Annotated in this window: 18 protein-coding genes and 5 pseudogenes; 17 read left to right on the top strand and 6 right to left on the bottom strand. The window is 60.7% G+C overall.

The annotated features are described in order from the left end of the window. Positions 1-100: 100 nt before the first annotated feature. The 3 pseudogenes from ACK59H_RS04250 to ACK59H_RS04240 form a co-directional block, all read right to left on the bottom strand. Positions 101-358 (bottom strand): annotated as a pseudogene (locus ACK59H_RS04250) (cytoplasmic protein); the annotation flags it as partial. Between the two features lie 21 nt (positions 359-379). Then, a pseudogene (locus tag ACK59H_RS04245) lies at positions 380-826 on the bottom strand (bacteriophage T4 gp5 trimerisation domain-containing protein); the annotation flags it as partial. Next, positions 819-1,059 (bottom strand): annotated as a pseudogene (locus tag ACK59H_RS04240) (IS66 family transposase zinc-finger binding domain-containing protein); the annotation flags it as partial. The pseudogenes ACK59H_RS04240 and ACK59H_RS04245, both read right to left, overlap by 8 nt. On the opposite strand from ACK59H_RS04240, the gene ACK59H_RS04235 reads away from it, so the two are divergent. After that, positions 973-1,326 (top strand): hypothetical protein, encoded by a 354-nt coding sequence (locus tag ACK59H_RS04235; RefSeq protein ID WP_196375110.1) that lies wholly within the window; start codon positions 973-975, stop codon positions 1,324-1,326. The pseudogene ACK59H_RS04240 and the gene ACK59H_RS04235 overlap by 87 nt on opposite strands. A gap of 44 nt (positions 1,327-1,370) precedes the next feature. On the opposite strand, the pseudogene ACK59H_RS04230 reads toward ACK59H_RS04235, so the two are convergent. The 3 genes and pseudogenes from ACK59H_RS04230 to ACK59H_RS04220 all read right to left on the bottom strand — a co-directional run. Continuing rightward, positions 1,371-1,561: pseudogene (locus ACK59H_RS04230) on the bottom strand (hypothetical protein); the annotation flags it as partial. A 96-nt stretch (positions 1,562-1,657) separates the two neighbouring features. After that, the gene (locus ACK59H_RS04225; protein WP_060476434.1) at positions 1,658-2,188 is read right to left on the bottom strand and encodes a DUF4303 domain-containing protein; all 531 of its coding nucleotides are present in this window, start codon (positions 2,186-2,188) and stop codon (positions 1,658-1,660) included. 197 nt (positions 2,189-2,385) lie between these two features. Continuing rightward, positions 2,386-2,490: pseudogene (locus tag ACK59H_RS04220) on the bottom strand (RHS repeat domain-containing protein); the annotation flags it as partial. Between the two features lie 824 nt (positions 2,491-3,314). On the opposite strand from ACK59H_RS04220, the gene ACK59H_RS04215 reads away from it, so the two are divergent. The 16 genes from ACK59H_RS04215 to ACK59H_RS04140 all read left to right on the top strand — a co-directional run bounded on the left by ACK59H_RS04215 (position 3,315) and on the right by ACK59H_RS04140 (position 26,655). After that, positions 3,315-4,064 carry a hypothetical protein gene (locus ACK59H_RS04215; RefSeq protein ID WP_207870039.1) on the top strand — a complete coding sequence of 250 codons (750 nt, stop codon included), beginning with the start codon at positions 3,315-3,317 and terminating at the stop codon, positions 4,062-4,064. Positions 4,065-4,128: 64 nt separating this feature from the next. Further along, entirely contained in the window at positions 4,129-4,668 is a 540-nt protein-coding gene (gene tssB / locus ACK59H_RS04210) for a type VI secretion system contractile sheath small subunit (RefSeq protein ID WP_028697264.1), read from the top strand. Between the two features lie 14 nt (positions 4,669-4,682). Beyond that, positions 4,683-6,185, top strand: a complete 1,503-nt coding sequence (gene tssC, locus ACK59H_RS04205; protein ID WP_060476435.1) for a type VI secretion system contractile sheath large subunit — start codon at positions 4,683-4,685, stop codon at positions 6,183-6,185. Positions 6,186-6,211: 26 nt separating this feature from the next. After that, positions 6,212-6,694, top strand: a complete 483-nt coding sequence (gene tssE, locus ACK59H_RS04200) for a type VI secretion system baseplate subunit TssE (RefSeq protein WP_060476436.1) — start codon at positions 6,212-6,214, stop codon at positions 6,692-6,694. Further along, a complete protein-coding gene (gene tssF / locus ACK59H_RS04195) occupies positions 6,694-8,514 on the top strand; it encodes a type VI secretion system baseplate subunit TssF (protein WP_186477216.1) in 1,821 nt (606 codons plus the stop codon). Before tssE ends, tssF begins: the two co-directional genes overlap by 1 nt. Continuing rightward, positions 8,478-9,548 (top strand): type VI secretion system baseplate subunit TssG, encoded by a 1,071-nt coding sequence (gene tssG, locus ACK59H_RS04190; RefSeq protein ID WP_060476438.1) that lies wholly within the window; start codon positions 8,478-8,480, stop codon positions 9,546-9,548. The genes tssF and tssG overlap by 37 nt, the downstream gene beginning before the upstream one ends. Beyond that, positions 9,545-12,142, top strand: coding sequence for a type VI secretion system ATPase TssH (gene tssH, locus ACK59H_RS04185; RefSeq protein WP_409264268.1), 2,598 nt, complete (start codon positions 9,545-9,547; stop codon positions 12,140-12,142). Before tssG ends, tssH begins: the two co-directional genes overlap by 4 nt. Positions 12,143-12,166: 24 nt before the next feature. After that, on the top strand, positions 12,167-12,886 hold the full coding sequence (tssJ, locus tag ACK59H_RS04180) for a type VI secretion system lipoprotein TssJ (protein WP_060476440.1): 720 nt from the start codon (positions 12,167-12,169) through the stop codon (positions 12,884-12,886). Continuing rightward, on the top strand, positions 12,883-14,226 hold the full coding sequence (gene tssK / locus ACK59H_RS04175; protein ID WP_060476441.1) for a type VI secretion system baseplate subunit TssK: 1,344 nt from the start codon (positions 12,883-12,885) through the stop codon (positions 14,224-14,226). Before tssJ ends, tssK begins: the two co-directional genes overlap by 4 nt. Beyond that, a complete protein-coding gene (icmH, locus tag ACK59H_RS04170; RefSeq protein ID WP_060476442.1) occupies positions 14,223-14,939 on the top strand; it encodes a type IVB secretion system protein IcmH/DotU in 717 nt (238 codons plus the stop codon). The genes tssK and icmH overlap by 4 nt, the downstream gene beginning before the upstream one ends. 30 nt (positions 14,940-14,969) lie before the next feature. Further along, positions 14,970-18,770: a type VI secretion protein IcmF/TssM N-terminal domain-containing protein gene (locus ACK59H_RS04165; RefSeq protein WP_409264267.1), complete on the top strand. Its 3,801-nt coding sequence runs from the start codon at positions 14,970-14,972 to the stop codon at positions 18,768-18,770. Beyond that, positions 18,767-19,675, top strand: coding sequence for a type VI secretion system-associated protein TagF (tagF, locus tag ACK59H_RS04160; protein ID WP_060476444.1), 909 nt, complete (start codon positions 18,767-18,769; stop codon positions 19,673-19,675). The genes ACK59H_RS04165 and tagF overlap by 4 nt, the downstream gene beginning before the upstream one ends. After that, positions 19,672-22,164 (top strand): type VI secretion system membrane subunit TssM, encoded by a 2,493-nt coding sequence (gene tssM / locus ACK59H_RS04155; protein WP_060476445.1) that lies wholly within the window; start codon positions 19,672-19,674, stop codon positions 22,162-22,164. The genes tagF and tssM overlap by 4 nt, the downstream gene beginning before the upstream one ends. A gap of 144 nt (positions 22,165-22,308) precedes the next feature. Further along, positions 22,309-22,827, top strand: coding sequence for a type VI secretion system tube protein Hcp (locus ACK59H_RS04150; RefSeq protein WP_060476446.1), 519 nt, complete (start codon positions 22,309-22,311; stop codon positions 22,825-22,827). Positions 22,828-22,922: 95 nt separating this feature from the next. After that, positions 22,923-24,017 (top strand): type VI secretion system protein TssA, encoded by a 1,095-nt coding sequence (tssA, locus tag ACK59H_RS04145; RefSeq protein WP_060476447.1) that lies wholly within the window; start codon positions 22,923-22,925, stop codon positions 24,015-24,017. 109 nt (positions 24,018-24,126) lie between these two features. Continuing rightward, positions 24,127-26,655, top strand: a complete 2,529-nt coding sequence (locus tag ACK59H_RS04140) for an excinuclease ABC subunit UvrA (protein WP_060476448.1) — start codon at positions 24,127-24,129, stop codon at positions 26,653-26,655. Positions 26,656-26,660: the final 5 nt, after the last annotated feature.

The raw sequence follows: 26,660 nt of genomic DNA, 5'->3' as shown, positions 1-26,660 counted from the left end.
GTTGTGCTCAATTTTGATTAGCGGATCATTTCTATGGACAACATCCATGTCATGTGTGAGGATTTTCCCTGCATAAGGTTCATCTTGGATAGTGTTAATGCGTCTCCAAGTCCGTATCCGTCTCCACTGGCGACCGCCCGCCGACGAACGAGAATGGGCTCGGCCCGACGTCAGTCATAGTAAAGATGTGAAATGTTTTGTCTTTTAAACTTTCTGAACGAACGAAACTCAATTCATTTGTAAGAAAGCGCTCTGGCAGAGGGGGTTCTGCATCACGGGCCTCCTCTTCCAAACGCTCACGTTCGAGGTGCTCTTCACGTTCACGCCGTTCAGATAATCGGTCGTAGATGTTACGCATGGGACTTTTCCTTGTCGCTGATCAAGACTTGTTCAAATTAGTTATTTTGCTGCCTGCAACGTCCACGGAGATGCCCGACAGGGTTATCATGCCATCTGATTTCATTTCCAGCTTGCTGCTTCCGACCTCCAACGTGATGGACGTTGCAGACTTAATTTTCACTGCCCCTTGATCCACCGTTACAAAATACGAACCCTCCTCCACCGCAATGCTGGTCTCCAGCTTGATCGTTTCGGAATGTTTGCCTTCGACGGTGATCGTTCGATTCCCGCCCATCATGAGACTGTCATCTGCTTCAACCTCAGTATCCAGGTTGCGCTCGGCGTGCATGATAATCTGCTCAGCGCCCGCTTTATCCTCGAAGCGGAAGAAGTTGGCGTTTGAGCATTTGCCTTTGGTGGAGCGCGTCAGGACCCCACTCAGGGTCTTGTTCGCCGGCAGAGACCATGGCGGGGTGTTGCGCTGACTCACAGTCCCGACAGCCGTACACTTGGCGAACATGTTGGATGACGCGAATTTGCATCAGGACGATTTCAAGCTGTTCGCTGACTTCTTCACCGATGGCATGTTCACAGCAGCCAAATGCGCAAGTCAGTTCATGCAGGGGGCAGTTCGTGGAAAACTTCGATACGCGGCAAATCATCTGGCAGCAGCTTGCGCTTGCCGCGAAGTTTGGTTGGCGCAACGACTTCTTCGTCGTCAACCTCATTCAAGAGCTCGGCCAGGCTTTCGGTGTCGTCGAAGATCGGCAGCTTGACTGTTTGACCGGCTATAATACCGACAGCGTAATATCATTGAGCGCATGTTTGGCCCCTGAAAGAGAGCCGTTGTATGGTGTTACGCTTCGAGAAGCTCGCGAAAAGCTACGCATCAATGATCTCACTGGCTTTCTCCATACGGTGCTTCCGACATCTATTTCCGTACAGAACCTGAAAAATCTTAGTACGCTTTGCAAGCTAGAATTCTAAGAAAGCGTCATTTTCAAAATAGTATTTAAACGCCTTAACTGCCCCTTGCGCGCCCTGGGGTCGTAGCCAAAGCAACTGCTGAGCTTGCCTTGGGTAGGGTAGACCTCGCGGTGCAGATCATCGTGCTTCGTGTCGGTGATCACTTGACCCTCAGACTCAGCTGTTGCAGATGCCCACTGCCGTAGTACTACTGGTGACTTAGCTTGCAGCCATCTCGCAATGTTAATATAGCCAGTTATGGCAACACTGGATAAGAGAGAACCACCATGTATGCTTGCAGTCTAAATGCTTTTACACATTTAACAAGCCAAGGGACAAAGACTGTGCGTCATCACCCTTCATATCTTTTAATAAAGTCGACATAGTCGTTAGACGCATTCAACAATCTTGCCGAATGGTTTTCCACAAGCTCAGCCGTATCGTCATCTGTGACGGAGACGAAGAGCGTCGGATTTTTCAGTACGAACCCATGGAAAAAATCAGAGCGCCGGAGCTCTCCGAGCACGCTGGTCATGGCCGAATAAAGATTTTTTCTGAATGCCTCAATATCATTTCGAAAAACAGACTCTCTCAGCTCCGCTGATGCTTTTCTAAAAAAATCACTACGCCACCCTTCATACTTCCACTCAGAGGTGGCCCATTGATAGTAAGGGCGGCATTCATCGCGCTCCTCCTCGTCCTCTTCCTGTAGTTTCAGCTCCAGCGCCTCAATAGAGTTGGCCGCCAAAGCAACAGTCATAGCGCTACTATCGGTATAGAGAGCAAATGCATAAAAATGCTCGCTTGGCTGCTCCTCAAGCAAATCCTGAATTGCCCGCTTAACAGAATTCAAAATCTCAACTTCAAACTCTTTCCAATCCATCGTTGCCTCCTATAAGTCACCAGAATCCTCAACGCCAACTTTAGCAAGTCGCTCCTCATTGTAGAAGCCGCCCTTTTGAAGGGTAAATTCTGGATCTTAATCACTTTATCCGATGCTCCCAACGAACTCGCGTCAGGTTTTGCATTTGCTACGGCATTAATCGCTCGCCAGGTGCAGCCGTCTAGGTAGGCGCCCTAAGTCACCGGCGTGGGCAGGTGGTGATATTCATACTGGATCTTGCGGCCCAGCGGGTCGGTTTCTTCGAGCAGGCGGGCAAACTCGTCGTACTTGAAGGTATTGCGAACGTGAAGCCTAACTGAACGCGGAGATGAGCCTTCGAGCGTGCCATTGAACCGCTAAGCTTCTTTGCTGCCGACCGATGAGCGCTGTTCATCACTGGCATCCCCGAGTTCGCGTTTCATCCCGTAAGGCTGTTGATCAATGCGCGAAACCTTCAAGCAATGAGCGCTCAAGCTGCGCCTCATATCGACAGCCTAAAAGCTCAAGACCCTGACGCGATGAAGCCCAGCTGACTCGGTCCCTCTTTCAGCACGCGCCCTGCGGCCTCCGGTTAGCGGCGAAAATCCGCCGATAGAATCCAGGCTTAGCGTGCTGGAGGGTGGCCCATCGGTTATCACCTCAACGGGCTTGGCCAACGTGTTTTGCAAGTTGCCAATAGCACGCTCTCACCGCCATGCAAGCGCTGGAGGAGCGCCACATTCCGTCGCATGGCCATCATTTCGGCAGCCCTCTTAGCCGCTCCATCGAAGTGGTCTTGGCGCGCAAAAATGAGATGCAGTTCACTACTTGCAAAAAATTTTTCCTGGTTACGTTATGCGTGTTCATCCTGCTTATGGCCCCTTTCTTTAAAGGGCTAAGTCCCGGTATCTGTGGCGAAAAGCTTCCATAGCCAGCATCAGGCCATCATTGCGCAAGTTCACAGAACAGGGAAAGAATCGCACCCGGCACCGGAACTTCTTGCCCAGTGAGGTGCCCTACTCGGCATTACTGGCAACACGATATTCATGTGCCAGCATTCGATTTTGCCGCAGTTTGAAGGCGCGACTTCAGGTCCACGCCATTGGTTTTTTCAGGACGATCAAGCAGGTTCATGGACAATGCACCGATGACACAGACTCTCGATGTCGAAGCACTGATCAAGCTGCGTAGCCAGACGCGAGCGATCTCCGATGCGTTGAAAGCGCAGGCGGCGGATTACCTCGCAACCGTGGCGCCGCTGATCCGTCCGCAGACCCTGTTCGGCGAATACCTGCAAGGCGCCCAGCGCAGCAGCGGGCGTGAAACCCAGGGCCACTTCCAGTCGTTGATCGAGCTCTACGAGCGCATCGGCTCGGCCGCCCCGTTCCAGCTGGTCAGTGAGCTGGAAGTGCCACTGAACCTGATCAGCACCACCCCCGAACTGTTCCCGCTCGAATACGACAAGGTGCTCGAGCAAAGCGGCCAGGTCATTCGCATCACCAGCCCCACCCGTTGGGTGGTGGGCTTTCACGCCTTCGACCTGGCGCAGTTTCGCAACGTCATCAAAGACCCCAACCGCAGCAGCGCCGAGCTGTACCGCTTCGTGGTGCACTACCTGGTTTTGTTCTACTGCCTGAGCAAGTCGCCAGGCCTCGGCCGGCTATTCGAAGGCCTGCGCTACGGCCTTAGTTTCGAGCGCCTCAAGGGCTTTGGCGACTTGCCGTTCTGCGTCATCAGCTCACCGGTACGTTCGGAACTTCCCGACGATTCGGTCATCCGTAGCAGCACGCAGATAGCCGGCAACACCAGCTTCGAAGAACTGGTGGGCCGCGACAATATCCTGGAAATGAACGATGAAATCCGTCAGCGCCTGCTGCTGACGATCGAAGGACTGTAACGCGCCGCGCCCGGTCACGGGCCGCGCAATGATTCGCAGCGAATTGCTCGCACTGGAGAACACGATGGCGAAGAAGGAAAGCACTCAGCACAAACTCGACCGCGTTCGCGCGCCTCGGGTCCATATCACTTACGACGTGGACATCGGTGATGCCATCGAGAAAAAGGAGCTGCCCTTCGTCGTTGGCGTGCTGGGCGACTTCTCGGGCAACCCGCTGGAGCCGCTGCCCAAGCTCAAGGACCGCAAGTTCGTCTTCATCGACCGCGACAACTTCAATGGCGTGCTCAAGGGCATCAAGCCACGCCTGACGTATCGCGTCGACAACACCTTGGCCAAGAATGGCACGCAGTTGGGTGTGGAGCTGAACTTCAACAGCCTGGAAGATTTCGAGCCACAGAACGTGGTCAAGCAGGTCGAGCCGCTGCGCAAGCTGCTGGAAGTGCGCAACAAGCTGGCTGACCTGCGCAACAAGATGGGCGGCAACGACAAGCTCGAAGAGCTGCTGATGGACGTGCTGCAGAACACCGAGAAGCTCAAGACGTTGGGCAAGGAGTTCGGCCGTGAGGCCGAAGTGAAAGACCCGTCCAGCGACGATCGCGCCTGAGCAGGAGCCTGAACATGACCGATAAGCAAACCGCACCGCAACAGGCCGGCGACCTGGTCGAAGTGGAAAACTTCGCACCACAGCCTTCGCTGCTCGACAGCATCATTTCGCAAAGCCGCGTGGCCCGCTCCGACACCGAGCGTAATCGCACCCGCGACCTGATCGGCGAGTTGGTGAACCAAGTGCTCGAGGGCGAAATGACCCCGAGCAAGGACCTGATCGCGGTACTCGATGCGCGCATCGCTGAAATCGATTCGATGCTCTCCGAGCAGATGAACGAAATCATGCACGCCCGTGAATTCCAGCAACTGGAAGCCTCTTGGCGTGGCTTGAAGTACCAGGTCGATCAGACCGAAACCAGCACCACGCTGAAAATTCACCTGCTCAACGCGTCGAAGAAAGACTTGGTGCGCGACCTCAAAGCGGCCAGCGAATTCGACCAGAGCGCGTTGTTCAAGAAGGTCTACGAAGAAGAGTACGGCACCTTCGGCGGCGCCCCGTTCGGCATGTTGATCGGCGACTACGAGTTCAAGCGCAGCCCAGAAGACATGTACCTGCTCGAAGAGATCTCGCACGTGGCAGCTGCAGCCCACGCGCCGTTCATTTCGGCAGCTTCCCCCGAGTTGTTCGGCTGGGACTCGTTCACCGAGATGTCCGGCCCGCGTGACTTGGCAAAAATCTTCGACACCGTCGAATACGCCAAGTGGAAGTCGTTCCGCGCCTCGGAAGACTCGCGCTACGTCGGCCTCACCCTGCCGCACGTCCTCGGCCGCCTGCCATACGGCCCGGATACCTCGCCGGTCGAAGAATTCAATTTCGTCGAAAGCGTCGATGGCCGCGACCACAACAAATACCTGTGGATGAACGCTGCTTACGCGCTCGGCACCCGCGTTACCGATGCCTTCTCCCGCTACGGCTGGTGCGTGGCGATTCGCGGCGTGGAAGGTGGCGGCCTGGTCGAAGGCCTGCCCACCCACACCTTCAAGACCGACGATGGCGAAATCGCCCTCAAGTGCCCCACCGAAATCGCGATTACCGATCGCCGCGAAAAAGAGCTGTCCGACCTTGGCTTCATCCCGCTGGTGCACTGCAAGGGCACCGACTATGCCGCCTTCTTCGGCACCCAGTCGGCGCAGAAGCAAAAGCAGTACAACACCGACATCGCCAACGCCAACGCACGCTTGTCGGCACAGCTGCAGTACATCTTCGCCACCTCGCGCATCGCTCATTACATGAAGGCCATCATGCGCGACAAGATTGGTAGCTTCGCCTCGCGCATGGATGTCGAGCGTTTCCTCAACCAGTGGTTGGCCAGCTATGTGCTGCTCGACGACACCGCAAGCCAAGAAGCCAAGGCCAAGTTCCCGCTGCGCGAAGCCCGCGCCGAGGTGTTCGAGGTGCCCGGTAAACCTGGGGTTTACAAAGCCGTGACCTACCTGCGCCCGCACTATCAGCTTGACGAACTGACCGCCTCGCTGCGCCTGGTGGCAGAGCTGCCGCAAGGCGCTCGCGGCTGATCGGCCACTGTGTACAGGGATGACACATGAGTAATCAGGCCCGCCTGCTGCCCTCGCTGCTCGACCGGCTGCTGGACGATCGTCCGCATCAGTCGGCCGAAGCCGCCACCCAGCGCACCTGTTCGCTGGCCGAGTACAAGGCCAGCATCGTGCGCGACCTTGAAGTGCTGGTAAATACCCGCCAGTCCCTGGTCGCGCAGGAGCTCGACCGCTTCAAGCAGCTCGGTGGTTCCATCCTTGAATACGGCATGCCCGACTTCATCAGCCGCAGTGTGCTCGACCCTCACGATCGCCGGCTCATCCAGCAACAGCTGGAGAGGGCGATCAGCACCGGCGACCGGCGCTTTCGCCGAGTGCGGGTGCAATTGCTGGCCCAGGAAAATGGCCACCGTATGTTGACCTTCCGTGTCGACGCCGTGCTGCGTCTGCAGGACATCAGCCGCCAGGTGTCGTTTGACGCCGTGCTGCAGGTCAACACCCAGGAATACAAAGTGCAGAACCTTAACTGATGCTCGACGAACTGCTGCCCTACTACGAAAAGGAACTGTCGCACCTGCGCTTCCTCGGCCAGGAGTTTGCCGCGCAGTACCCGAAAATTGCTTCGCGGTTGCTGATCGAAGGCGACAACTGCGAAGACCCGCACACCGAGCGCCTGATCGAGGCGTTCTCGTTTCTTTCTGCGCGCGTCCACAAGAAGCTCGATGACGAGTTTCCGGAAATCGTCGAATCCTTCCTTGAGGTGCTGTACCCGCATTACCTACGCCCAACACCCTCGATGTCGATTGCCGAGTTGAGCCTGGGTAAGCACGAGAAAGTGACCGAGGCCTACTTGGTGCCTCGCCATACTGAAATGCAGGCCAACGCCGTGGAAGGTGTGGTGTGTAAGTTCCGCACCTGTTACCCGGTGGAGCTGTGGCCGATCAGCGTCCATCAGGCGTCCTTCGTGGAAATGGAACGTTCAGCGTTCAACGGCCACAGCGCCGACCTGGTGGCGCGCCTGCGCATCGGCCTGCAAGCAACGGGCGAGGCGTTGTTTGGCCAGATGGAAGTCGACCGCTTGCGGTTCTTCCTGGACGGTGAGGCGACCCTGATGCTGCAGCTGTATGAGCTGCTGTTCAACAACTTGGCCAAAGCCACCCTGAGCTTCCAGGACGAGGGGCGCACCCGCGAGGTTGCCCTGCCGGCCGCAGCACTCAAGGCAGTGGGCTATGCGCGCGATGAAGGGCTGGTGGATTACTCCGAGCGCTCGTTCCTGGGTTACCGCCTGCTGCACGAGTATTTCACTTTCCCCGACAAATTCATGTTCTTCGACCTCAGTGGTTTGGCCCGCATCCTTGCAGGCAAAGCGATCGAGCAGGTCGAGGTCAATTTCTACTTCAGCGATTACGACCTCAGCGACCGCCTGGTGCGGCTGAGCCAAAACGTTGGGCGCAACAACTTCAAGCTCAACTGCACCCCCATCATCAATCTGTTCCGCCAACAGGCGGAGCCGATCAAGCTGACCCACACCCAGCATGAGTATCCGGTCATCCCGGATACGCGGTTGCACAATGCCGCCGAAGTGGTATCGATCGACCGGGTGCGCCGTGTTCGCAAGCTCGGCGGCATCGACCAGGTGGCGACTTGCCAACCGTTCTTCGAGCCGCGCGGCGAGCAAAGCCCGCACACCAGCTTCTGGATTGCGCGCCGGCGCAACCAGGGCGATGCCACCGCCATGAGCATCCGTGTGGTTGACCGCGACCTGGAACTGATCGACGCCAGCAGCGATACCCTGAGCATCGGCCTGACCTGCAGCAACCGTGATGTGCCCTTGATGCTGCCCTTCGGTGGCGAGCGCGGCGAATTCAACATTCCGGCCAACTCGGTGATCAAGGACATCCGCTGCCTGCGCAAACCTACTGCCACAGTGCGTGTGCCCCTGGGCAAGGGGCTGATCTGGCGGCTGATCGCGCACCTGTCGCTGAACCACCTGTCGTTGGTCAGCCAGGGCCGCGAAGTGCTGCTCGAGCTGCTGTCGCTGTACAACTACCGCAATGTCTCGGCCATTCGCAAACAGATCAACGGCATCAAAGCCATCAGCAGCGAACCGGCCGTAGCGCGTATTGGCCACCCGCGGCCGAACTTCGTGAGGGGCGTTGGCATCACCCTCACCCTTGACGAAAGCCAGTTCATCGGCAGTGGCGTGTTTCTGTTTGGCATGGTGCTGGACCACTTCTTCGGCCAGTACTGCTCGATGAACAGCTTCACCCAACTGAGCCTGCGCTCCCAACAACGAGAGAAGAGAATCGTCCAATGGCCAGCACGCACTGGCGATCAGCCCCTGGTCTGATCGATCAGGCACGAGCCGAACCGCATCGATTCGAATTTTTCCAATTGGTGCGCTTGCTCCGCCTGCACTACAGCCGTACCGGGCGCATGGACTTGGCGACCCGACCGCACGAAGACCCGCTGCGTTTTCGCACCCAGCTGTCCCTGGCCTTCCCCGCTAGCGAGGTCAGCGACCTGCACTTCGAGCGCGAGGGCAAGGTGTCCACGGCGGGCCTGCCGCTGTCCGAAGTGCAAGTCACGTTCATGGGCCTGGTGGGGCCATCGGGGGTACTGCCGCGCCCGTATACCGAGCTTTTGCTCGAGCGCCACGTGCAGTATCGCGACGACGCTGCCCATGCGTTTCTGGATATTTTTTCGCACCGCATGACCACGCTGTTCTACGAGGCCTGGCAAAAGTACAAATTTCACATCGAGCACGAGCGCAACGGCACCTCCGGGTTCGATGGCTATCTGCTCAACCTGGTAGGGCTCGGCCCGCGGGCGCAGAAGCTCAAATTCGAAGAGCAACCCTCGGCGCTGCCACGCGAGCTGTTCAACTACTTTGCCGGCCTGCTCAGCCAGAAGCCGCGTAACGCCCTCAACCTTGAGGTAATGCTCGGCTTTTATTTCGCGCTGCCAATCAAGGTAAAGCAGTTCGCTGGCCGCTGGCTGAGGCTAGAGCCAGAGCAACGCACCCAGTTGGGGCGCAAGAACGCGCAACTGGGGCAAAGCGCGGTCGCGGGTAACCGCGTTTGGGACTACCAGTCTTGCATCCGCATCGAGCTAGGCCCGTTGAACCTTGCCGACTACCAGCGGTTCCAGCCGGGCACCGAGTGCTACCGCAAACTGCTCGAGCTGGTGCGCTTCTATATAGGCGCCGAGCTGGACTTCGAAATCGCCCCGCGCCTCAAGCGCGAGGCTGTGCCCCGCGCCCAGCTGGGGCGCAGCGGCAATGTTGCATTGGGCTGGCTGGGCTGGCTCAAACGCCCTGAGCGTGATGCGCAACCTTCGCGGTGCGCCGTTTTCCACATTCCTTACGATGGGGTCGCCTTGTGAACCTGAAGTCTCTGTTCGCCAAGCTTAACGAAACCAGCCGCACGGCCACCGAAAGCGCGGCGACCCTGTGCCTGTCCGAGCACCACTATGATGTGGAGGTCGAGCACCTGCTGCTGCAACTGCTCGACAACAGCGACAGCGACCTGGCGCCGATCCTGCGTCACTACGACGTCGTCGCAGAGCGCCTGCAGGCGCAGCTGGTAACCGCCTTGGGCACCTTCAAGAAGGGCAATAACCGCACCCCGGCGCTGTCGCCGCACATCACCCGCATGATCGAACAAGCCTGGCTGCTGGCATCGATCGAATACGGCGTAGCACAGGTCCGCAGCGGCCACCTGCTCCAGGCCCTGCTCGACGATGCCGAACTGCGCCGGGTGGTGATTGCCTCGGCCCCAGAGCTTGAAAAAATCAACGCCGATGACCTGCGTGTGAACCTGGCCGCATTGGTCGAAGGCAGTGCCGAGTCGAAGCAGGCCAGCGCCCTGGCGAACCCTGCAGCAACGCCCGCCAGCAGTGCCAAGCCTGGCGGTAAAACCCCAGCGCTTGACCAGTACACTGTCAACCTGACCCAAAGTGCCCGAGAAGGCCGTATCGACCCGGTGCTGGGCCGTGAATTCGAAGTCCGGCAGATGGTCGACATCCTCACCCGCCGCCGGCAGAACAACCCTATCCTGACCGGCGAAGCCGGGGTGGGTAAGACCGCAGTGGTCGAAGGCCTGGCGCTGCGCATCGCTCAAGGCGATGTGCCAGGCGTACTCAAGGATGTGGCCCTGCACACGCTCGACCTTGGCCTGCTACAGGCCGGTGCCGGGGTCAAGGGCGAGTTCGAGAACCGCTTGAAGGCCGTGATCGAAGAGGTCAAGCGCAGCCTGCACCCTATAATCCTGTTCATCGATGAGGCGCACACCCTGATCGGGTCCGGCGGCCAGGCCGGGCAGAACGATGCAGCCAACCTGCTCAAGCCGGCCTTGGCCCGCGGCGAGCTGCGCACCATTGCCGCCACCACCTGGGCTGAATACAAGAAGTACTTCGAGAAGGACGCCGCCCTCGCCCGCCGCTTCCAGGTGGTCAAGGTCGAAGAGCCTGACGAGGACAAAGCCATCCACATGCTGCGTGGCCTGCTCGGCAAAATGCGCGAGCACCACAAGGTGGCGGTGATGGACGAGGCGCTGGTTCAGGCCGTGCGCTTGTCCAACCGTTACATCACCGGCCGCCAGCTGCCCGACAAAGCCGTCAGCGTGCTCGACACGGCCTGTGCACGCATCGCCCTGGCGCAGTCTTCGCAGCCCGGAGCACTGGAGGACTGCCGCCGGCAGATCGACAACCTGCAGGCCGAAATCGCCGTGCTCGGCCATGAGGCCGACAAAGGTCACGACCACGCCCGCCGCCTTGGCGAACTCCAAGCGGCCCTGCAGGCTGAACAGCTGCAGGAACAGCAGCTGAACGAGCAATGGCAGCAGGAACTGGCGTTGGTCGAGCAGCTCAAGGCGCTGGATGCCGCCAATGACGCAGATGCCACGCAGCTCAACACCCTGCGCGCGGAACTAGCGCGCGTGCAAGCAGACCAGCCGCTGGTCCACGCGCTGGTCGACAGCGGCGCCATTGCCCAAGTAATCAGCGGCTGGACCGGCATTCCGCTGGGCAAAATGCTGCGTGACGAGATCGACACCGTGCAACGCCTGCCAGCCCTGCTTGGCGAGCGGGTGCTGGGCCAGGACCACGCCCTGCAGGAAATCGGCAAACGCATCAAGATTTCCCGAGCGCGCATGGAAGACCCGAACAAGCCAATCGGGGTTTTTCTGTTGCTGGGCCCCAGCGGCGTCGGCAAGACCGAAACTGCCCTGGCCTTGGCCGACACCTTGTATGGCGGTGAGCGCAACCTGATCACCATCAATATGTCCGAGTACCAGGAGGCGCACACCGTATCGAGCCTCAAAGGCTCGCCGCCCGGCTACGTCGGTTACGGGGAAGGCGGTGTGCTGACCGAAGCGGTGCGCCGCAAACCCTACAGTGTGGTGCTGCTGGACGAAGTGGAAAAAGCCCACCCGGATGTGCTCGAACTGTTCTTCCAGGTATTTGACAAAGGTGTGCTGGACGATGGTGAAGGCCGCGAGATCAACTTCCGCAACACGGTGATCATCCTGACGTCCAACACCGGTACCGAGCACATCATGCAGACGTGCCTGAACGCCACCGAGCTGCCAACGCCGGCCGCCATCGTCGAAGGCTTGCGCGACGAGCTCAACCAGGTGTTCAAGCCAGCCTTCCTCGGCCGCCTGAGCATCGTGCCGTTCTACCCAGTGCAGGACCAGATACTGGAACGCATCGTGGCTCTGAAGCTTGAGCGTATCGCCAAGCGCCTGGCCCGCAACCATAACGCCCAATTGAGCTATGACCAGCCGCTGATCAAGGCCATCGCCGCCCGCTGCACAGAGGTGGACAGCGGTGCTCGCAACATCGACAACATTCTGTCCCAGACCCTGATGCCTGAACTCGCGCAGCGTGTACTCGAGCGCATGGCCCAGGACGCGCCGATCGAGCGTTTGACGATCGAGCTGGGCAGCGATGGCGATTTCGCCTATCGCCTGGCCTGAGCCGTACAAGGAGGTTTAGCCGTCATGCAACACAAGCACACCGCCCTCAAGCACCTGACCACCGCTGCTCTGTTATTGGCGCTGGTTGGCTGCGGGGTTACCGACCGTATCGGCAAGCGCATGGATGACAGCTGGGCGGCCGACATGCTGGCCGACAGCGAGAAAGTCATCCTCACCTCCGATGGCGGCAACCAACTCAACCCTGATAGCGATGGCAAACCGCTGTCGGTGGTGATGCGCGTGTATCAGCTGACCGACCTGGAGCGCTTCGCTGCAAGCGATGCCGACACCCTGTGGGACGCCCCGGATAAGGCCTTGGGCAATACCCTGGTGGAGGCGCGGGAAATCATTCTGCTGCCCGGCATCGGCCAGATCGACCAGTGGCCGCTGGCCAAGAATGCGCGCTATGTGGGCGTGGCGGCGTTTTTCCGCGATGACCAGAACGCCCGCTGGAAGGTTGCCTTCGACGCCGACTCGCTGCGCAAGGACGGTATCTGGTTCTCGTCCGATGGCTTGCGGGTGCTGGTGGACAAAACCGAAATTCACGCCACCCGCGGCGTTGACGTGCTCAACAAGCCACCGACCGCTGACCAATTGGCTGCGCAGAAGGCAGGCCAAGCCGAACCCTCCTTTGCCGACCAGGTGCAGGACGCAGCGCTCGACAAGGCACGTGACATGGCCGGCCAATCGGCCCAGAACACAGCGGACAAAACCCTCAACTCTTTAGTGGATAGCGTTAAATGAGCAAGCAGAGCCGGGTGATGTGGTCGGAAGGCATGTTCCTGCTGCCCCAGCACTTCCAGTACCAGGATGAGTTTCACCAGCACCAGCTCGCGGAGGCGACCCTGCGCAGCACCCCATTCCACTTTGGTGTGCAGGTATTGCAGGTAGACGAAGATGCCCTGGCCAACGGTTCGCTGCAACTCAAGCGCCTGAAGCTGGTATTCCCCGACGGCAGCCTGTACGACGCGCCGCAGCACGATCCCCTGCCGGCCGCGCGGGACCTCAAAGACCTGCTCAAAGCCAACGAGTTGAAGGTTTACGCTGCCTTGAAGCTGCCCGAGCCGTTCGGTTTGAATTATGTCGAGGACGGCCAGGCGGACAAGGTCGCCAGGCGCTTTCGCAAACAGTTCGACACCCTGCCCGACCTCAACGAGGGCGACCTTGAGAACGAAATCACCAGCTTGCGCCTGAATGTCGTGCTGCTGGTCGACGGTGACAGCCTTGACGGCTACAGCCATTGCCCGCTGGCGAAACTCACGCGCAACAGCATGGGCGGCTTCAACCTCGACCCCCATTTCGTCCACCCCACCTTGCACTTGGGCAGCCATGAGACATTGGCCGGCATCGGCAAACGCCTACTGGGTGCGCTGCAGGCCAAGAGCAAGGCTCTGTCGGGGCGCCGGCGTGAGCGGGCCGACCAAATTGCCGAGTTCGGCTCCAGCGACGTCACCTTGTTCTGGCTATTGAACACGGTCAACCGTGCGCATCCGCAACTTGCACACCTGCTGACCCACCCGCGTCTGCATCCGGAGCGTCTGTATCTGTTCCTCGCCGACCTCGCCGGCGGGCTGTTGACGTTCACCCTCGATACCCAGCTAAGCGACCTGCCCGAGTACGACCACCACGACCCAGCTGCCTCGCTGGTCAAGCTGGACGAGATGATCCGGGTGATGCTCGACAATGTGGTGCCCAACCAGTGCATCGTCATCGACCTCACTCAAACCAAACCGTCCCACTGGCAGGGCCAGCTGCGCGACCCACGGCTGGTCGAAGCCGACTTCTACATCGCCGTGCACGCCGATATGCCAGGTGCCAGCCTGCTGGAGTTGGTACCGCGTGCGTTCAAAGTCGGCTCACCGGAAGACATCGAAGTCGTGGTCAATAGCGCGATGCCCGGCGTCACCCTCAACCACGCTGCGCGCCTGCCCAATGCGATCCCGGTGCGCCTGGACAACCAGTATTTCGCCATCGAGCCACATGGCCCGGTGTATGAGCGAATGATGAATGCCCAGAGCATCTGCTTCTACGCGCCCAGCGCGTTTACCAACCTCAAGCTTGAATTGATGGCGGTGCTCAAATGACCGAAGCCGTACTGCAACAGGGCGCCGTCGCGGCCGCCAACGACAAACCTACGCTCAAGGACCTGGTCCAGGACTTCATCAGCATGGCGCTGATCGTGCGCCGTGGCCGCCAGGTGACTTCGGTGCAAGCCTTCGAAGGCAGCGTCGAGCGTTTCTTTGCCAACCTTGAGCGTGATGCTCGCGCCGCCAACTACAGCGCCGAGCAAGTGAAGGATACCCAATACGCACTGTGCGCCTTCCTGGACGAAAGTGTTTTGCGCTCCGGTGACAACGAACTGCGCCGGCACTTCGAACTGCAACCTCTGCAGTTCCGCTACTTCGGCGTGCACCTGGCCGGTGAAGGCTTTTTCGAGAAGATCGAGGCACTGCGCGGCGACGTCAAGCAGAACATCGATGTGCTGGAGGTATACCACCTGTGCCTGGCGTTGGGCTTCGAGGGCAAGTTCAGCATTGGCCAGAAAGATCAACTGCGCTATCTGGCCAACACCCTCGGCCAGGACATCGCACGCTATCGCAAGGCGCCCAAAGCCCTGTCACCAGATTGGGCTTTGCCTGACCAGGTGTCGCAGATGCTGCGCCATGAAGTGCCGTTGTGGGTGTACATCGCGCTGATTGCGCTGGTATGCGTTGCGCTGTACCTGACCCTCGACTGGTTACTGGACAAGGACGTTGCCGCCCTTTCCGAACAAATCCGCCAGCTGTTCAGTGCCTGAGCCCCTTTCAGGTAGCCGAGTCAGGAAGACATGAAAACATTACTGCGTCTATTGAAGAGTTTCTGGATTCTCCTGCCACTGCTGTGGTTGGCGAGCCTGTTGATCTGCTGGCTGATAGCGCCACTGGTACCGGTCTTGCGTCACCACGTGCCTGAAGCACTGGCGATCATCAGTGCCTGCTTCCTGCTGGTGGTGGTGTTGCGCCAGTACCAGCGGATTCGTGCCGAGCACAACCTGGAGAACCTGCTGCAGATCGAGGTCGACCGCTCGTGGAATGCCACCGGCGAATTCCGAGATCAGCAGGTGCTGCGCGAGCGCCTCAAGCATGCCATCGCCATGCTGCGTACCGACCGCTCTGCCGGTGGCGGCGGCAAAGCAGCGTTGTCCGACCTGCCGTGGTACCTGGTGATCGGCATGTCGGCGGCCGGCAAGACCTCGCTGCTCACCCATTCCGGGCTGTCGGCCAGTATCGCTACCGCTAACGACAGTGAAAGCGGCACTCAACACTGCGATTGGTACTTCAGCCCTGATGCGGTGATGATCGATACCGCCGGGCGTTACCTGCGTGACGACCAATCGGCCAGCGAGTTCTCCGCGTTCCTGCGCATGCTGCGCAAGCAACGTGGCAAATCGGCGATCAATGGCCTGGTGTTGGTGGTCAGCCTGCCTGAGCTGCTGGCTGCCAACAGCGAGGAGCGTCACGCCCTGGCCGAACAACTGGTGGCGCGGGTGCAAGAATACGCGCAGTGCCTTGACGCCAACCCACCGGTCTACCTGATGCTGAGCAAGACCGACCAGCTGCCTGGCTTCAATCAGGCTTTCGACGGCCTGGACCTACAGCAACGCCAGCAGCCACTTGGCATGACCTTCGGCCTGTCAGAGATACGCAACAACGGCCTGCATGCCGTGTTGCAAGCCCGGCTGAAAAACCTTCATGCCCACGTCCGCCAGCACGTCGACGCGCAGATGATCGCGCTGGGTGCCGAGGCCGACAGCACGCTGCTGAACTTCCCGCAGTACTTCGCTGCCCTGAGCGGGGTGCTCGAACAGTTCCTCGAACATTTCACACGTACCCACCAAGGCGCTGCGCTGCTGCTGCGCGGTGTTTACTTCACCAGCGCGCTGCAGACCGATCAGCAACTGGGGCAGGTGTACGAAGACGCCATCGCTGATGAATTCGCCCTCAAGGCCGCCTACGATGAAGGCACCGCCAGTACGGGCAAGGTGGCCGGCAACCGCAGCTACTTCATCACCGATACGTTCCGCAAAGTGATCTTCCCTGACCGCGACCTGACCCTGTTCCAATCGCGCCAGGGTGGCCAGGGTGCTTTCAGCCCGTTGATATTGGGCCTTGCGGCAGCCGCCGGTGTGCTGTTCGTTGGCTGGCAAGCTCTGTCATTCGCCAACAATCGCCAATGGCTGGACAGCTTGCGCGGGCAACTGGCGCAAATCGAGCAGGCAGAGGATCGCGAGCAGGTACTGGCCGCCGGCAAGGGCCTGCAACTGCTGCGCGAACAGATGGCTGTCGTTGAGGCCCATCGCCTGCAAGGTGTGCCGCTGCAACTGAGCGCAGGCTTGTACCATGGCGAGGCGATCCACCAGGTGGCTCGCTCCGCTTACCTGACGCAACTGCGCAGCCAGGCCTTGGAGCCAATTGCTCGCAATCTGCAGATGCAGATGCGCGCATTCAACACCTTTGCCAGCAGCATCAACCAAGACCTGGACTTCACTCCCGCTGCGCCCCCGACCAAGCGCGGCGGCAAACCCCTGGCACCGGCTGTAGCAGCCAAGGCCCAGGCGGCATTGAGCAAGACCCGCGTCGGCGCCTACGCCGCCAAGGTCAACCTGGCCACCGCAAGCGATGCGGCCGATTTGTCGGCCACGACCGGCGGGCTGTCGCTCTCCGAAGAAATGCTCGGACGCCTGGACGAGCAGCAGGTGGCGTCAATCATCGACGCCTACAACACGCTCAAGCTCTACCTGCTGCTGACCGAGCCCCAAGCCCATCCGGAGCCGGCCTTCATCGCCGCCAGCCTTCCGCAAGCCTGGGCCAGTGCCGCGGCCCAGGGCTCGCCAGCAGAGGCCAGCCTGATCGATGAAAACGTACCGCTTTATGTGCAACTGCTGGAACAGGGCGAGGCACCGTCGCTACCGCGCAACGAGCAACTGATCGCCGAAACCCGGGAAAACCTCAAATCGTTCATGATCTCCAGCACCCTGGTGGATCGGGAGTACCTACGCCTGCAGCTTGAATCCAGCCGCCAGTTCCCCGTACTCAGCCTCAATGACTTGGTGCCGCAACCAGGTCGGGCGCTGCTGTATGGCTCGGCAGGCGTACCTGCGATCTACACCCGTCAGGGCTGGGACAGCTTCGTCAAGCCCGAGCTGATCAAGCTGGTATCTGGCAACCTGCGCAACGAATCGGACTGGGTGCTCGACGGTGAGGGGGGTGATGCCATCGTGCAGAAGGCCAACTTCGTTCGCGAGTTCATGGCCCGCTACAAGCGCGACTACACCCAGGCCTGGTACAAGATGGTCAGCAGCGTTGGCGTACGGCATTTCGCCGACCTGGCATCGGCCACCGAGCATCTGGGCCTGCTCAGCGATGTACAGCATTCGCCGGTCAAGAACCTGCTGGCAGCGGTCAACGAGAACACCCAATGGGACCTGCCTGTGAAGCACGCGGTCCCCACCCCAGGTGCGAGCCGCGACGATGGTTTCTGGAGCAAGGTTACCGGGCTGCTCGATACCAAAGAGGCGTCGCCCACCCATGTCGCCCCTGCCCTGCCGGCAGTCGACGACGGCAGCCTGGCCAAGCGTTTCGAGCCGGTGGCACGGGTGTTTGCCGAGAACAACGCCGAAGGCGCTGACAGCACCATCATGGACCGTTACCTGGCTGCACTGCGCAAGCTCAAAGTGCGCATGAACAACATCCAGCGCTCGCAGGATGTGGGTAAGAGCAGCAAACAACTGATCAGCGAAACCCTCGAAGGCCAGCCGAGCGAAGTCACCACCGTGCGCAACTACGTGGAAAGCAGTGTAGACACCAGCCAGGACGGCCTGTCGCGCTCGCTGCAGGCGCTGTTCAGCCTGCCGATCCAGTACGCCTGGGCGACCTTGCGTGACCCAGCCGGCCAGCAGATTGCCAAAGCCTGGGCGCAACAGATCGCCAAGCCCTGGGAACAGGTCATGGCGCACCGCTATCCGATTGCCGGTGGCAGCCGCAACGAGGCCTCGGTCAAAGACCTGCAACGCTTCGTCGACCCTGAGAGCGGCCTGTTACCAGCCTTCAAACGCAATGAAATCGGTAACCTGGCAGGTGGCGAAGGCCTGGGCGCCGGCAACGGCAAGGGGCCTGCGCTGGTCAATCCGCGCATGCTCAACAGTATCGACAAGGCAAGTTCGGTGGGCCAGGTGATCGCCAGCCTGTCTGATCGCGATAACGGGTTCGAGATCATGCTCGAGCCGTCGGCGAATTTCACCGATATCGTGTTCACCCTGGACGGTCAGGAACAGCACTACCGCAACGGCCGCAGCAGCTGGGGCCGCTTCGCTTGGCCCGGCACCAGCAATGCCCCTGGCGCCCGCCTGGATGTCGTGACCTTGAGCGGCACCCGCGTCACAGTGTTCGATTTCCCTGGGCGTTGGGGCCTGCTGCGCATGAACGAGAGCGCCCGCGTCGATGACCTGGACGGCATCCAGCAGCGTTTCAGCTGGAACACCGCCAACGGCCGGGTGAGCCTGGTCGTGCGTAACTTTGGTGGGGTCAAGCTGACCGACCTGGGTGAGGTCAAGGCCCTCAGCGCCCTCAATGACAGGGGCGCACAATGATTGGTTGCTTCGGCAAACTGCCGTCGAGCGCGGACTTCGTCAGCCTGCATGGCGCGGCGGAAGAAGTCTGCGAATTCGACGCCTGGCTGCAGTCCTCACTGGCGGCAATGCGCCACCGTGAGGACTGGCAGGCGTTGTTCGACGCACTGCCGATGTGCTTTTTCAACTACCGAGCACGCAATGGCAACTGGTTGCTGGGTGGCCTGCTGAGTTCTCGTGATGCCAGCCAGCGGCGTTACCCGTTCTTCATCTTCCAACTGCTCAAAGGCGAGCCAGGGGCGGCACTGGTCAACCCGTTCACCCTCGGTGAACTGTTCAGTGCACAGATCAAGCCGTTGCTGCATCAGGCAGTACTGGGCGCCGATCGCACCTTGCTGTTCGAACAGGTCAAAGCGCTGCGACCGCTTCAGGCACAGGACCTGGACCTGTTCCGCCGGGTGCATGGCAAGTTTCTTCGCGACTTCAGTTTTGCCGATGTGGCCCGCGCCCTGCACGGCTCCTGGCCCAACTTCGACAGCGCCAATGCGTTGGCGCAGCTCAAGGCCTGCTGGGCCTCGCTGCACGGCGACTTCGAAGGCGGCATCGAGCTGCCATTGCCAGCAGAACGCGGCCTGAAAAACCCCACGGCGGATCTCTGGCTGGACTGGCTGATGCGCATGAGCGGGCACCCAGGCGTGCCGGCAGTCAACCTGCTGGCCGACGACTTCATGCACCCGCGGCTGTTCTGCTTTTCATCACGCCATGCCAACAGCGCCTATCGCCTGCTGACGGGCTGCGCCGATGCGCAGCAGCACCGCAAGCTGCTGAACCCGCTGGCAGCAACACCGTGCACCTACGATTACGACCGACCTCTTGAACACATCATCGACCAATTCGTCGAAGCGCTGGATACGACGCCTGTATGAACAAGATCAAGTACTACTGCCTGCGTTATCAACCCTACCTGCTGGGGGTGGCGTTCTTCCTGGCGATCTTCCTGGTCTGGGCGATTGGCCGTGCCCTGGGCTTCGCCTCGCTGCACAGCCTGCTGGCGGGCATCGGGGTATTTCTGTTGCTTTCGGCAGGCTATGTACTGCTGCTTTACCGCGGCGCCGGCCAGCACCATAACCTTGAGGGCCTGCTGCGCGATGACGCTGACCAGGCAGTGCTCAATGCCACCCCGGCCGACCGCGAAGAGGTGAGCCTGCTACGCGAACGCCTGTTGCAGAGCCTTGAGCGCCTGCACAGCAACAAGCCGCGCGGCACCCCTGCCAAAGATGCGCTATACGCCCTGCCCTGGTACTTGGTGATCGGCCAGCCGGCGGCGGGCAAAAGCACGATGATCCTGCAATCGGGCCTGAATTTTCCCTATGCCGAGCGTGAAGGCGCCCGGGTGTCGGGCCTGGGCGGTACGCGCAACTGCGACTGGTTCTTCAGTGCTGAGGCAGTGTTGCTGGACACCGCCGGGCGCTACATGAACAGCCCGGAAGAAGCCGGCAAATGGCGCGGCTTCCTGCAACTGCTGCGCCAGCATCGGCAACGTCGTCCGCTCAATGGTCTGATCGTCAGCGTCAGCATTGCCGACATCCTGCAGGGTTCGCCTGAAGACCTGGAGCGCGTAGCCAAACGCCTGCGTGAGCGCATTCAGGAGAGCTGCGCGCTGTTGGAAGTGCGCTTGCCGATCTACCTGGTGTTCACCAAGAGCGACCTCATTGCCGGTTTCACCCCGTTCTACCGCCAGCTGGATGACGCTGCACGGGGTGAGGTGATGGGTAAAACCTTCTCGCACAAAGGCTACGAACAGGCCAATTGGGGCCAACGCTTTGCCAAGGCGATGGATGAATTGACCGGCTACTGGCAGCAGGTGGCGAACCAGCAGTTGGTGCAGCAGGACATTCAGGTCACTCGGCAAAACGACGCTGCCTACCGTTTCCCGTTGGAATTGGCAGCCCTTAAACCGCGCCTTGAACAGTTCGTCGATAGCCTGCTGCGCACCAACCCGTACCAACCCGCAGAAATGCTGCGTGGTTTCTACTTCACTGCTGCCCTGGAGGCGGACCAGGCCCGGTGGGGTAGCCACGGCCAACATGTGGCAGAGCGCTTCGCCCTGGAACAGAGCGCAGACGCGACCGGCACCGCCGGCCAGGCAGCGCCTCTGTTCATCAACAGCCTGTTCCGCAAGGTCATCATCCCCGACCAGCATCTGGTCGCTTTGTACACCAGCAACCATCGCGAACGCCGGCGCAAGGCCGCCTGGATAGGCGCCGCGAGCCTCGCAGGCCTGGTGCTGTGCAGCCTGTGGGGATGGTCGTACCTGAACAACCGCGCCACCCTAGCCAGCATCGCTGACGAATTGGCCCAGGCCAAGTCCGCTGATGAGGCTGCGAACGGTCAATACACGGCTTGGCATAGCCTCGACCGCCTGCGCTTCTGGACTGCGCACTATTATCGGCAGCACCACGATCAGGGAGTCCCGCTCGGCATGCGCCTTGGCTTGTACAAAGGCCATGATGTGGAACCGACCCTGCGCAGCCGTTATTTCACAACTTTGCAGAGCGTGATGCTCAAGCCCACCGCGGATAATCTGACCCGCACCCTGTACCTGCTGACCACCCTCAAGGTCTACCAGCGCAACAGCCGCGAGCTGCTGCCTGTCACAGGTGTCGATAGCGTTCAGGCCCAGGCACTGCCACAGGACAACCGCGCACAGTCGATTGCAGACTTCGGCAAGGCTACATTGGACACCTACGTGATGCTTTCACCAGCCCAGCGCGAAAAAGCCGACCCGGCTTTCCTCAAAGCGCACATGCCGGACTACTGGTACCCAGACATCGCCCGCCAGACCGGCAAGACGCTGGCAGAAGCTGGCGCACAAAGCGCTAACCAGGACTACCTGTATGCCAGCCGCCAGATCACGTTCTACAGCGACCAGATTCACGAGCCGGATGTACCGCGCATTCTTGACAACGCCTTCCTGATGTCCAGCTCGCGCAACTACATCGACAGCCTGCGGGCTCAGTCGCTGCGGGCGATCGAGACCATCACGCTTGAATCCGACACCCTGTTTGCCTTCGGTCGCGCGGACTTCCAGAGCCTGAAGAACGAGGGCCAGAGCCAGCTGAGCGCAATCGCCAGCAAACTGTTGAACACCCCCAACATTGGCAAGATCGTGATCTCCGGCCACGCCGATCAACTCGGTGATAGCCAGGGCAACCTGCAGGTGTCCAAGCAGCGCGCGCAGACCATCCGCACCTACCTGGTCGGCAAGGGCGTGCCCGCCGAACTGGTGGTAGCCCAGGGCGAAGGCAGCCGCAAGCCGCTGGTCAACTGCGACATGCAGCAACCCCGGGCACAGTTGATCAAGTGCCTGGAGCCCAACCGCCGGGTAGAAATCGAAGTCCGCGGCCTCAACTGAGGCCGCACTGCAAGAACCGGCCACCCGGGCCTCACTGGAGGAAGCCCGGAGGGCGGCAAGCTACCTCTGCCGACTGGGTCGGCGAGGTCAAAACCAAGGGGTGCATGAGCAACCCTTCAAATGATGTTAATGGAGAGTTTCACAATGGCTTTTGACGCGTATATCCAAATCGACGGCATCCCAGGCGAAGTACTGGATGAAAAACACAAGGACTGGATCGAAGTGCTGGGCTACGAGTACGGCGCCACCCAGGCCACCTCGGCTACCGCAAGCTCCTCGGGTGGTGCTTCCTCCGAGCGTGTTGCCCTGAGCGACTTCAAGATCCGCAAGGCAGTCGACAAGGCCTCGGCCAAGCTGTTCGAGCACTGCTGCACCGGCAAGCACATCGCCAAACTCAAGCTGAACGTCAACCGTGCCGGTGGCGACAAGGTCACCTACCTGACCATCGACATGGAAGAAGTGGTCGTGTCGTCCGTGCGCTTCGTCGCCGGTGGCAACCAGGGCGGCGAAGACAAAGCCGTGAGCGACCTGCCGATCGAAGAGATCAGCTTCAACTTCGCCCGCATCAAGACCACCTACACCCAACAGAACCGCACCGACGGCCAGGCCGGCGGCAACATCGTCGGTGGCTGGGACCGCACCGCGAACAAGGTGTTCGCCTAAGCACCTATGTGCCCATGGGCCGCGCGCGCGGCCCATGTTCCGCGTTGTGCCGGCTGGCCCGGCACGTCGCTTCCTTTGCCTGAACAGAGTGTTTTATGCCTGAAATCCTCAAAGACCTTTCGCTGGCCGAGCTGGCCGCACCGATAGACGGTGGCAGTGGCGAAGACTTGAGCTTCTCCGCCTTGTTCGATCAGATCAAGGAGGCCCGCCGGGCAGACCCTGACTACCTGACCCAAGGCGACTGGCAGACCGACCTGAAAACCGCCGATTGGGAACAGGTCATCCAGCTATCGGCTCAGGGTTTGATCGAGCAGAGCAAAGACTTGATGCTGGTGGCCTGGCTCAGCGAAGGCCTGGCCCATCGCGAGCACTTCGACGGCATCACCTTTGGCCTGGAACTGACCGAGCGCATTCTCGACACATTCTGGGAAAGCGCCTACCCATCGCTTGACGACGGCCTGGAGGAGCGCGCTGCACGGCTTTCCTGGCTCAAAACCACGCTCACCGACATTGCCGGTGGCTTGCCCATTACCCAAGGGCAGAATTTCGGCGTGCTGCGCTATGACGAATCACGCCATGTAGAAAACCTTGCATTGCAAAACCCCAAGGCGATGCAAACTGCCTTGAACGAAGGCAAGATCAATGCCGAAATCTTCCAGCGCTCGGTGGCACTGAGCGACACTGAGCACCTGCGCGACAAGGCCTTGCAGCTGGCCGCCAGCCTGCAGGCCTGCAATCGGCTGCAAACCAGCATCGACCGCTTGTTCGGGCATGAAGCTCCAAGCTTTGCGAGCCTTGCAGACATGCTCACGCGCGCAAGCCAGCTGGCCGAAAAATTGCTCAAGGACCGCGGGGTGGAACTGCATCCTGCGGCATTAACCGAAGCAACCCCTGACAGCACTGCTGCCCACCACAGCGAGGCAGATGAACCGATGAGCACGCCCGCCCTAAGCGCCACACCGGCGCCCATGCGCACCACGCCACTGACCCGCGATGAAGCCTTCACCATGCTCGCCGGCATCGCTCAGTTCTTCAAGCAGAGTGAGCCGCAAAGCCCGGTCCCTTATCTGATCGAGCGCGCCATCAAATGGGGCAACATGCCGCTGGAAGGCTGGCTGAGCGACGTGATCAAGGACAGCAATGTGGTGGACAACATTCGCGATGTGCTGGGCACTCGCGAACGGTCCTGATTTTCTAGCTAACGCGTTGGCTCGTTCGCGGACAAACCCGCGAACTAGCCGGTCACAGCCCAGGCAAATACTGCTACCTTGAGCGTTCCGACCCGCCAAGGACCGCTTTATGTCGCCTCGCCAGCCCACCCCCAACGGGTTCATCCGCGTGCGCGGTGCCCGTGAACACAACCTCAAGAACGTCGACGTCGACATCCCCCGTGACGCGCTGGTGGTGTTTACCGGGGTGTCGGGCTCGGGCAAATCCTCCCTGGCCTTCTCCACGCTCTATGCCGAAGCCCAGCGCCGCTACTTCGAATCAGTGGCTCCCTACGCCCGGCGGCTGATCGACCAGGTGGGCGTGCCGGACGTCGACGCGATCGAAGGCCTGCCCCCGGCCGTGGCCCTGCAACAGCAGCGCGGTACCCCCAGCGCCCGATCGTCGGTGGGCAGCGTCACTACACTGTCCAGCTCGATCCGTATGCTGTATTCGCGCGCCGGTCACTATCCGGCCGGGCAGCCGATGCTGTACGCCGAGGACTTCTCGCCCAATACCCCCCAGGGCGCCTGCCCGCAGTGCCATGGCCTGGGGCGGGTTTATGAAGTGACCGAAGCGACCATGGTTCCCGACCCGTCACTGACCATCCGCGAGCGTGCCGTGGCGGCTTGGCCGATGGCCTGGCAGGGGCAGAACCTGCGTGACATCCTGGTGACCCTGGGCTACGACGTCGACATCCCGTGGCGCGAACTGCCCCAGGAACAGCGCGACTGGATTCTCTACACCGAAGAAACGCCCACCGTGCCGGTATACGCGGGCCTGACACCTGCGCAGACCCGTGCAGCGCTCAAGCGTAAGCTGGAGCCGAGTTATCAGGGCACCTTCAGCGGCGCACGGCGCTATGTACTGCACACCTTCATGCATTCGCAAAGCGCACAGATGCGCAAACGCGTGGGGCAATTCATGCGGCCCAGCGCGTGCCCTGCATGCCAGGGCAAGCGGCTCAAGCGTGCGGCTCTTGAGGTGACGTTCGCCGGGCGTGACATCGGTGAGCTGTCGCGGCTGTCGTTACAGGCATTGGCCCAGGTGCTGCGCCAAGTGTCAGCTCCCGACTACCTGGACGCGCACGACGATGGGCTGACACTGGAAAAGCGCCTGGCTGCACAACGCATTGCCAACGAACTGCTGGAGCGGATCGATACCCTGATCGACCTGGGCCTGGGTTATCTGGCCCTTGAACGCAGCACACCCACCCTGTCGTTTGGCGAATTGCAACGCTTGCGCCTGGCCACACAGCTCAACTCGCAGCTGTTCGGGGTGATCTATGTGCTCGACGAGCCTTCGGCCGGCTTGCATCCCGCGGACAGCCAAGCGCTGTTCGACGCCTTGCAGCGGCTCAAGCAGGCGGGCAACTCGGTGTATGTCGTGGAGCACGATTTGGATACCATGCGCCGCGCCGACTGGTTGGTGGACGTCGGCCCTGCGGCCGGTGAACATGGCGGGCAGGTGCTGTACAGCGGCCCGCCCAGTGGCCTGGCGCAGATCAAGGGCTCACCCACCGCTGCCTACTTGTTCGCCAAGCAGCGCCCTACTGAGCGCACGCCCCGCCAGCCCCACGATTGGCTGGTGCTTGATGGCATCACGCGCAACAACCTCGACAATGTCAGTGCACGCTTTGCTTTGGGCTGCTTCACATCGGTCACCGGCATTTCAGGCTCAGGCAAGTCGAGCTTGGTGAGCCAGGCCCTGCTGGAGCTGGTGGGTGCACATTTGGGCCAGGCCAGGCAGCAAGATCAGACGCCAGAGCACAGCCTTGAAGATGAGCCCGAGGCGCCCAGCAGCGGGCGCGTCAGCGCGGGGCTTGGCAGCATCAAGCGGCTGGTGCAGGTCGACCAGAAGCCCATCGGCCGCACGCCACGCTCGAACCTTGCGACCTATACCGGGCTGTTCGATGGCGTGCGCAAACTGTTTGCCGCCACTGAGCAGGCCAAGGCCTGCGGTTTCGATGCCGGGCGCTTTTCGTTTAATGTGGCCAAGGGGCGTTGCGAAAACTGCGAAGGCGAAGGCTTTGTCAGTATCGAGCTGCTGTTCATGCCGAGTGTCTATGCCCCCTGCCCGACCTGCCATGGCGCCCGTTACAACCCCGAGACGCTGGCAGTCACCTGGCAGGGGATGAACATCGCCCAGGTGCTGCAACTGACCGTCGAGCAAGCGCTGCAGGTGTTTGCCGATCAACCGTCGGCGCGGCGTTGCCTGGAAGTTCTGCAGGATATCGGCCTGGGCTATTTGCGCCTGGGCCAGCCGGCCACCGAGCTTTCCGGCGGCGAGGCGCAGCGGATCAAACTGGCCACCGAACTGCAGCGGGTGACCCGCGCAGCGACCTTGTATGTGCTGGACGAACCCACCAATGGCCTGCATCCACAGGATGTCGATCGCTTACTGGCACAGCTCAACCGCCTGGTCGAGGCCGGGCACAGCGTGGTGGTGGTCGAGCACGACATGCGCGTGGTGGCGCAGAGTGACTGGGTGATCGACATCGGTCCAGGGGCCGGGGACGCAGGTGGCAAGGTGGTGGCAAGTGGTACGCCACAGCAGGTGGCTGAGTGTGAACACAGCCGCACAGCCGGGTTTCTGGCGCGCGCCTTGGTCGGCACGCCATGAGCGGC

Source organism: Pseudomonas sp. KCJK9000 (assembly GCF_046230725.1).
GTDB classification, from domain to species: Bacteria; Pseudomonadota; Gammaproteobacteria; order Pseudomonadales; family Pseudomonadaceae; genus Aquipseudomonas; species Aquipseudomonas promysalinigenes.
The sequence above is the reverse complement of the archived record's forward strand: the minus strand, read 5'-3'. Positions and strand labels throughout refer to the sequence as shown.